Annotated in this window: 6 protein-coding genes; 3 read left to right on the forward strand and 3 right to left on the reverse strand. The window is 67.3% G+C overall.

Features of this window, described 5'->3' with window-relative positions; genetic code table 11:
* Positions 1-217 precede the first annotated feature (217 nt).
* From ACN268_RS11530 to ACN268_RS11540, 3 genes are all read left to right on the forward strand, one after another.
* Positions 218-1,462 (forward strand): cytochrome P450 family protein, encoded by a 1,245-nt coding sequence (locus ACN268_RS11530; protein WP_421483196.1) that lies wholly within the window; start codon positions 218-220, stop codon positions 1,460-1,462.
* 85 nt (positions 1,463-1,547) lie between these two features.
* Positions 1,548-2,291: an SDR family NAD(P)-dependent oxidoreductase gene (locus ACN268_RS11535; protein ID WP_421483197.1), complete on the forward strand. Its 744-nt coding sequence runs from the start codon at positions 1,548-1,550 to the stop codon at positions 2,289-2,291.
* A gap of 36 nt (positions 2,292-2,327) precedes the next feature.
* On the forward strand, positions 2,328-3,443 hold the full coding sequence (locus ACN268_RS11540; protein ID WP_421483198.1) for an SIS domain-containing protein: 1,116 nt from the start codon (positions 2,328-2,330) through the stop codon (positions 3,441-3,443).
* Positions 3,444-3,570: 127 nt separating this feature from the next.
* On the opposite strand, the gene ACN268_RS11545 is transcribed toward ACN268_RS11540, so the two are convergent.
* The 3 genes from ACN268_RS11545 to ACN268_RS11555 all read right to left on the reverse strand — a co-directional run bounded on the left by ACN268_RS11545 (position 3,571) and on the right by ACN268_RS11555 (position 6,637).
* Complete coding sequence (locus ACN268_RS11545; protein WP_421483200.1) at positions 3,571-4,761, reverse strand: ISAs1 family transposase; 1,191 nt, start codon at positions 4,759-4,761, stop codon at positions 3,571-3,573.
* Between the two features lie 240 nt (positions 4,762-5,001).
* A complete protein-coding gene (locus tag ACN268_RS11550; RefSeq protein ID WP_421483202.1) occupies positions 5,002-5,247 on the reverse strand; it encodes an acyl carrier protein in 246 nt (81 codons plus the stop codon).
* Positions 5,240-6,637 carry a class I adenylate-forming enzyme family protein gene (locus tag ACN268_RS11555; RefSeq protein WP_421483203.1) on the reverse strand — a complete coding sequence of 466 codons (1,398 nt, stop codon included), beginning with the start codon at positions 6,635-6,637 and terminating at the stop codon, positions 5,240-5,242. The genes ACN268_RS11550 and ACN268_RS11555 overlap by 8 nt, the downstream gene beginning before the upstream one ends.
* Between the last annotated feature and the right edge of the window lie 110 nt (positions 6,638-6,747).

The raw sequence follows: 6,747 nt of genomic DNA on the forward strand, positions 1-6,747 counted from the left end.
GGGACGCGCCGACGAGCGGCACCATCCCGGCGGGGGCACCGCACCGTTGCCCTCCCCCACCGGGTGCGGCCACCCGCGCCGCCCCACGTCACCCGGGCATGACTCTCCGGCCCCACGGTCGCGCGCGACGGGTGCGGGCCGCCACCGGGAGACAGTTTCTCCCGCTGCCCCGCCATGACGGTGAGAGCACACGAGCACCCCTCGAGGAGCACAACCGATGACCGCCACGCCCAGCACCGTGACCCTGCCGATCACGATCGGCAGCCCCGAGTTCAGTGCGGATCCGGCTGCGCATTACCGCTGGCTGCGCGAGAATGCGCCGGTGGGCCAGGTTCGCCTGGACTTCGGGGCGTTCGCGCAGGACTTCTGGGCCGTCTCGCGGTATGCGGACTGCAAGTCGCTGCTGACCGATCCGCGGCTGGTGCGGTCACGGTCGGGTGCGGGCGCACCGGACAGCGCCGAGGTGCCGGACCACATCCGCCTCATCACCACCGCAACCCTCGACATGCAGGACGGCGGCGAGCACCGGAGGCTCCGCTCGTTGGTGGTGGCGCCCTTCACCCCGCAGCGGATCGAGAAGCTCGGCGAGCAGGTGCGCACACTGGCCGACCGGCGACTCGACGAGTTGCGGGACCGCATCGGCGGCGGAGCCTTCGACCTCCGCGCGGACTACGCCCTGCCCATCACGCTCACCGTGATCGCGGACATGGTCGGCGTCGGCGAGTCCGAACGGGATAGCTTCCAGCAGGGGGTCACGGCCCTCATGAGTGGGTTCAGCGGCACTGCGGAGGACTGGGAGAGCCGGGTACGCGACCTGGTCGACGTCACGCGCGCTCTGGTGGCACGCAAGCGCAGTGAGCCCGGCGACGACATCGTCAGCGGGCTGATCCAGGCCGAGGCGGCCGGCGACCGCCTGTCCGACCACGAGGTGGTCGCGATGGTCTTCAGTCTGGTGACCGCCGGATACGAGACGACCTACAACCTCATCACAAACGCCGCGGCGATGCTCCTGGAGCATCCCGACCAGCTCGCCCGGTTGCGGATGGCATCGCATGACGCCACGCTGTGGCGGTCGGCGATCGAAGAGGTTGTGCGGTACGCACCTCCGATCACCGGCACCCGGCCGGCCACCGCGCTCGAGGACATCAGCTGGCACGGGCAGACCATTCCCGCCGGCGCGCTCGTCCTGCCCTTGCTGGCCGCGGCTAACCGCGACCCCGCCGTGTTCGACGAGCCGGAGCGCTTCGACATCTCCCGGACGCCCAACAACCACCTCGGCTTCGGCCACGGCGTGCACTTCTGCCTGGGCGCGAACCTGGCACGCATGGAGGCTCGCGTCGCCTTGCAGGTGCTGTTAGCGAGGAGCCCGGGCCTCCGGTTGGCGGTGGACCGCACGGAGTTGGTGCTCGAGCCCATGCCGCTGTGGACCCGGTATCTCGAGTTGCCCGTGGCCTTGGGGTGAGAAACCCCTCCCGCACCGCTTCGACCCTGTAGAGAGAGGACGCTCGTGACATTGTTGCCGATCGCTGGTACTGCGAGTCGCGGCTATGGCTGAACGTGTTGCCGTCATCAGCGGAGGAACCAAGGGAATCGGGTTGGCGCTGAGCCGGCGCATGGCCCAGCTCGGCCATCGCGTCATCGCACTGTACCGCGCCGACAAGGCGAGCGCCGACCGCCTGGCGAGCGAGTTTCCCGGGCGCATTGTCACAGACCGGGTGGATGTCGCCGAGCCGGAACAGGTAGCGACCTTCGCCGCTAAAGTTCTCGCTGAACACGGGGCCCCGACCGTGTTGGTCAACAACGCCGGCCGCAACATCGACGGTCCTTTCCTCGACATGTCGGACGACGACTGGCGTCAGGTGATCAACGCCAACCTGTCCGGGCCGTTCTACCTCACGAGGGCGTTCGCCGCCGGAATGCTGCAGCTCGACGGCAGCCCCTCGGTGGTCAACATCGGCGCCACGACGGCGATCCGGCCGCGCCGCAACGGCGTGAACTACTGCGCGAGCAAGGCGGGCCTGCTGCACCTGACGAAATGTCTGGCGCTCGAGCTCAGCCCGAAAGTACGCGTCAATTGCCTGATCCCCGGCATGATCGACACCGAGGAGATGCGCACTCGGTACCGGACCGCAGATCCGCAGGCCCTCGCCGACCTGCTCGCCGAGATCCCGCAAGGACGGATCGGCACGCCGGAAGAAATGGCTGACGCCCTGGAGTTCCTCGTCGGTGACGGCGCCCGGTACGTGACCGGACAGAGGCTCATCGTCGACGGCGGCCAGTTCATGTGGTGAGGAGTCGCCACATCGATTAGAGAGGAATCACCTTCGATGCTATCACGCCTTGACCGGTATGAGGCTTTCCTCAAGTCCAGGTATCGCGCCGATTTCCGCAAGGCCGACGAGTATTCGATTGAGGAGATCGACCCGGAACTCCGGAAGAGGATGGCCGGCGGCCAGTTCACCCGCATCGTCTTTTCCGGGATGGGCTGTTCGGCCATCGTCTCCGATGTGATCGGGACCTACCTCAATGCGTCCGGCGCAGCGGTGGAAGTGCACGTCTTCAACGACTACGACTTTCCCTACCTCGTGCCGCGTTCCGTTGTCGACGACGAGGGGACGCTATTCATCATCAGCTCCTACAGCGGGCACTCCGAGGAACCAATTCAGGTCTTCCGGTCGTTGGCCGGCCGCTACCACCGCACACTGCTGCTCACCTCCGGCGGTCGTCTGACCGAGCTCGGCCGGGAGGCCGGCGTGTCGATCGCGCGGTGGACACTGAGCGAGCCCGACCGCGAGTACCCCCTGTTCCACGTCGGACAGTACTTTGCGATCCTCCTCGACATGTTCCTACGGCTGGAGCTCATCGCGGCGGACCACCGGGCGGAGGTGGCCGCGCTACCCACACACCTGGCCGTCGACTTCACCCCGGCACTGGCGGAACTCGCCGAGGTGGCCGCCCAGCGGAGCCGGAACGCCAACATCATCATGCTGGCGTCACCCAAGTGGCACGAGAGCCTGCTCAAGCTGGCCAAGATGCACTTCAACGAGATGGCCATGGCCCCGGCCACTCGCAACTACTTCCACGAGTTCTGCCACAGCGAGGTGGCGACCCTCTCCGACCCAGACCGCCTGCACAGCGTCCTGCTGTTCCGCGACGCCGACGACGACAGGTACACCCAGCAGAAGATGGACAACCTCGTCGCTCTGCTGACGCGCGACATGCCGCAGAACCGCAACATGGCCGTCACGGAGGTCCCGCTGGGGCAGCCGACCTTCATGCGCCGGTACTTCACCGCGCTGGAGTTCATCCAGACGGCGGCGCTGGCGCTCGGCCGGTTCTACGACACCGAGTCGCGCGACCTGATCTCCGAGGCCGCCGGCAACCCGTGGTACCACCGCACCGCCGTCCTGAGCGATCTGGCTGCCGCCCCGGCGGCGGGGTAAGGGCTCGCCGGGGCGGATGGCGAACGACGGGCGTCGACGGACGTGCGACGTTCGCCATCCGCCCCGGCGGCCGTCGGGGCGGCGAACGCCGGAACCGCGCGAGGTCCCGCGCAGGGCGACAGCAGGGTCATTGCGTAGTCGAGTAGCTGCTGGTCACGGTGGTGATGAGGTCGTGTGGGCGGCGGTTGGCGCGTCGGGTGGCTCGGGCGATGTTGGTTTCGCCGTTGCCGCGGTGGAATCCGATGGCAGTGTTGCGGAGGACGGCTGCGACGGCGGGTCCGGTGCCGGTGCGGGCTCGGTGGGCGTCCTCGCCGAAGGTCACATCGCGGACCCAGTGCAGCCGGTTCTCGATATGCCATTCCAGCCGGGCCCATTGCTGCAGGTCGGCAGGCTGGGCGTGGGCGGCGGGCAGTGACGCCACCAGATAGACCGTCTCCCGGGTTCGCTTGCCGGCCACGGTGCGGGTGCGGGTGATCCGGACGGCCTGCTGAGCATGGGGAAAACCGATGCCGCCGGGAGTCTGCAGGGTCAGCGCCTTGACGGTGCGGGTCTCGCGTCGGCCGTGTCCGGTGTCGCGGTGCTGGTCCCCGATCGGCACCTGCGCCCACGGCAGCCGTTTGAGCTGGGCGTACAAGGTCGGCTGGTTGGCCTTGACCGACACGTACAGGTCCCCGCCGGCAGCGGCGACAGCTCGGGCGTGGGCGACCTGGGTATGCAGGGCGTCCGCGACGATCACCACCCCGGCCAGGCTGCCCAGCCGTGCCGTGACCTGTTCCAGCAGCGGGGCGAACGCGGGAATTTCGTTCGACTTCGCCGCGACCTGGACCTGCGCCAGGACCACACCGGTGCAGGTGTCGTAGGCCGACAGCAGATGGACCCGTCCCTCGGTCAGGACCGCGCCCCGCACCACCTTGCCGTCAACGGCGATGACCCGCCGCGCCGGCGGCGGCGCCGACACCCGCGAGCACAGCCAGTCGGCCAGGACCGCCGTCAACGTCTCGGCGTCGACGCGGACCAGCAGCCGCCACACCGTGCTCAGCACCGGCACCCGACCGGTGAACCCGAGCCGGCCCCACGCCGGCGCATCGAGATCGTCGACCCAGTCGACGATCGCGGCGAACGTGCAAGCCCCGGCCATCACCGCGCACACCGCGACCGCGAGCACGCTGGCCAGGGGGTACCGGACACCACGCGGGTCACGCGGATCGGGAACCCTCGCCAGGGCCTCCAACAGGCCAAACGCCTCACCGCCAGCAGTCGAGGAGCCGGGCGGGGCGGGGGCATGGTGACGGATCACGTCGATCAGCGATGATGACATGCGCGGGTGTGGTCCTTCTCGGTGTCATGTTGTCTCAGCAACTCCATGATCACCGACGGGGCCGCACCCGTCCTACGTCACCCTCCAATCAGGCCGACGAACCTGCGAAACCCCAGTTCAGAAGCACCCTCAGACGACTACGCAAAGCCCCTGAGGGCGACAGAGCCACAATCGCGCTCCGCGGTGAACCGCGGAGCGCGATGAGGTACATACGGCGACGCCGAAGGGCACGTCGGCGGGTCAGGGCGCGACCTGCCCGGGAAAGTGCTTGACCAGGTAGTCGTGGATACGGTTGACCGAACTCAGCGCCAACAGGTCCGCATACCGTGGATCCAGCTGAATGCCGTAGCGGTCTTCCAGGATGGCTTGCAGATCCACCATCCCAAAGGAGTCGAGGAAGAATTCGTCATCGAACCCGAGATCGGCATCATTCACCATTGATCGATTCTCGGCGAGGATCGACTTGAGCTCGTCCTTGCTAATCACTGCCCGCCCCCTGATTTTGAATCTGGAGCTGCTCCATGATCATAGTCCGGTTACGGACGACCTTTCCCGTCTTATTGCGCGGCAACGCGCCGGTGATCACAAAGCGCTTAGGAACTTTGAACAAACTCAATCTTTCGTAGCACCAACGAGTGAGTTCGGCCTGGTCCGGTGGATTCTCGCCGGCGACGAACGCTTCGATCACCTCGCCATAGGTGACCACCGCCTCCGATACTCGAGGATGCGCCAGCACCACGGATTCGACCTCGGTCAAATCCAACTTCAGACCCCGAATGATGACCAGCGAGTCGGAGCGGCCGAGCATGCTCAACTCGCCAGTTTCGCCGCTCATGGCGAACCGGTCGTACGTGCGCAGCCAGCCGTCAACGTAGCGGTCCGGCTGGTCGTCGAACACATAAGGACTGGCGTCACACCGCACGTACAGTTCCTGGTCGACCAGCTTGGCCTCAACACCCGGCACGACCATGCCGACGACCGGCGGCCGCGGCCCGTCGAGGCCGGCGACGAGAAGGCCCGTCTCGGTCACGCCGTACACCTGGCTGACCGGTACGCCGAACTGACGGTGGAAGCTCTCGTACACATCGAGCGGCAGCCGCTCGCCCCCCGAGAGGACCAGCCGGAGATCCGGCAGCGGGGGGACCTCCCCCACCCTCGTCAGCAGTTCGATGTGCGCGGGCACCCCGTAGACGGCGGCCACACCGGTGTCGCGGGCCAAGCGCAACACCTCGGCGGGCCGGGTGTTGGGCGCCAGCACGACGGTGGCACCGACGTGCAGGGCATACAGCACCCCGGTGACCAGGCCCATGGTGTGCACGATGGAGTTCAGCACGAGCAGCCGCTCGCCCGCGCGGGGCAGCCGGTCGAGGGCGACGTGGCGGTCAATTTCGGCGAGCAGCGAGGCGGGCGTGCGGCCGATGACCTTGGGGCGTCCCGTCGATCCGGAGCTGAACTGCACCAGACAGGCGTCGGAGGACGCCGGCACTCCCGAGGCACGCCGGTGTACCTGGAACGCGACGTCGTCGTGAAGGCCCGCCACCGGACCGGTCGGCTCGGGCGAGACGATGAGGAACTGGGGGTCGAGCAGCCGGGTCAACGGCTCGTACTCCGTTGGCGTCGACCGGAAGTCGACGAGTATCACCTGAGCTCCTCGGCTCCACAACGCGAGCATCAGGTGCAGATATGTCACACTGGGCGCCATACGGACCATGACGGTGCTTCGGTTGCCGATACCGTATCCGGCGAGCTCGCGATTCAGTTCGGTGACTGCGGACCGCAGCTCTGCTCGCGATTGTGCGGTTCGCGAAATGAGCCAGGGCAGCCGGTCCGCACCGGTATCCAACAGCGGATCACCCCACCATGATGCGTGTGTCATGCCCCTCCCTTCTGCGCGTTGAATCCCAAGAAGACGTAGCGCCGGCGAACAGCGGGCGCGGAGAATCGAGAAGCTAACATGGCATATCTCGATGCGGCAACGGCTGGATT

It is taken from the genome of Micromonospora sp. WMMD735 (assembly GCF_049178995.1).
Classification (GTDB): Bacteria; Actinomycetota; Actinomycetes; order Mycobacteriales; family Micromonosporaceae; genus Micromonospora; species Micromonospora wenchangensis.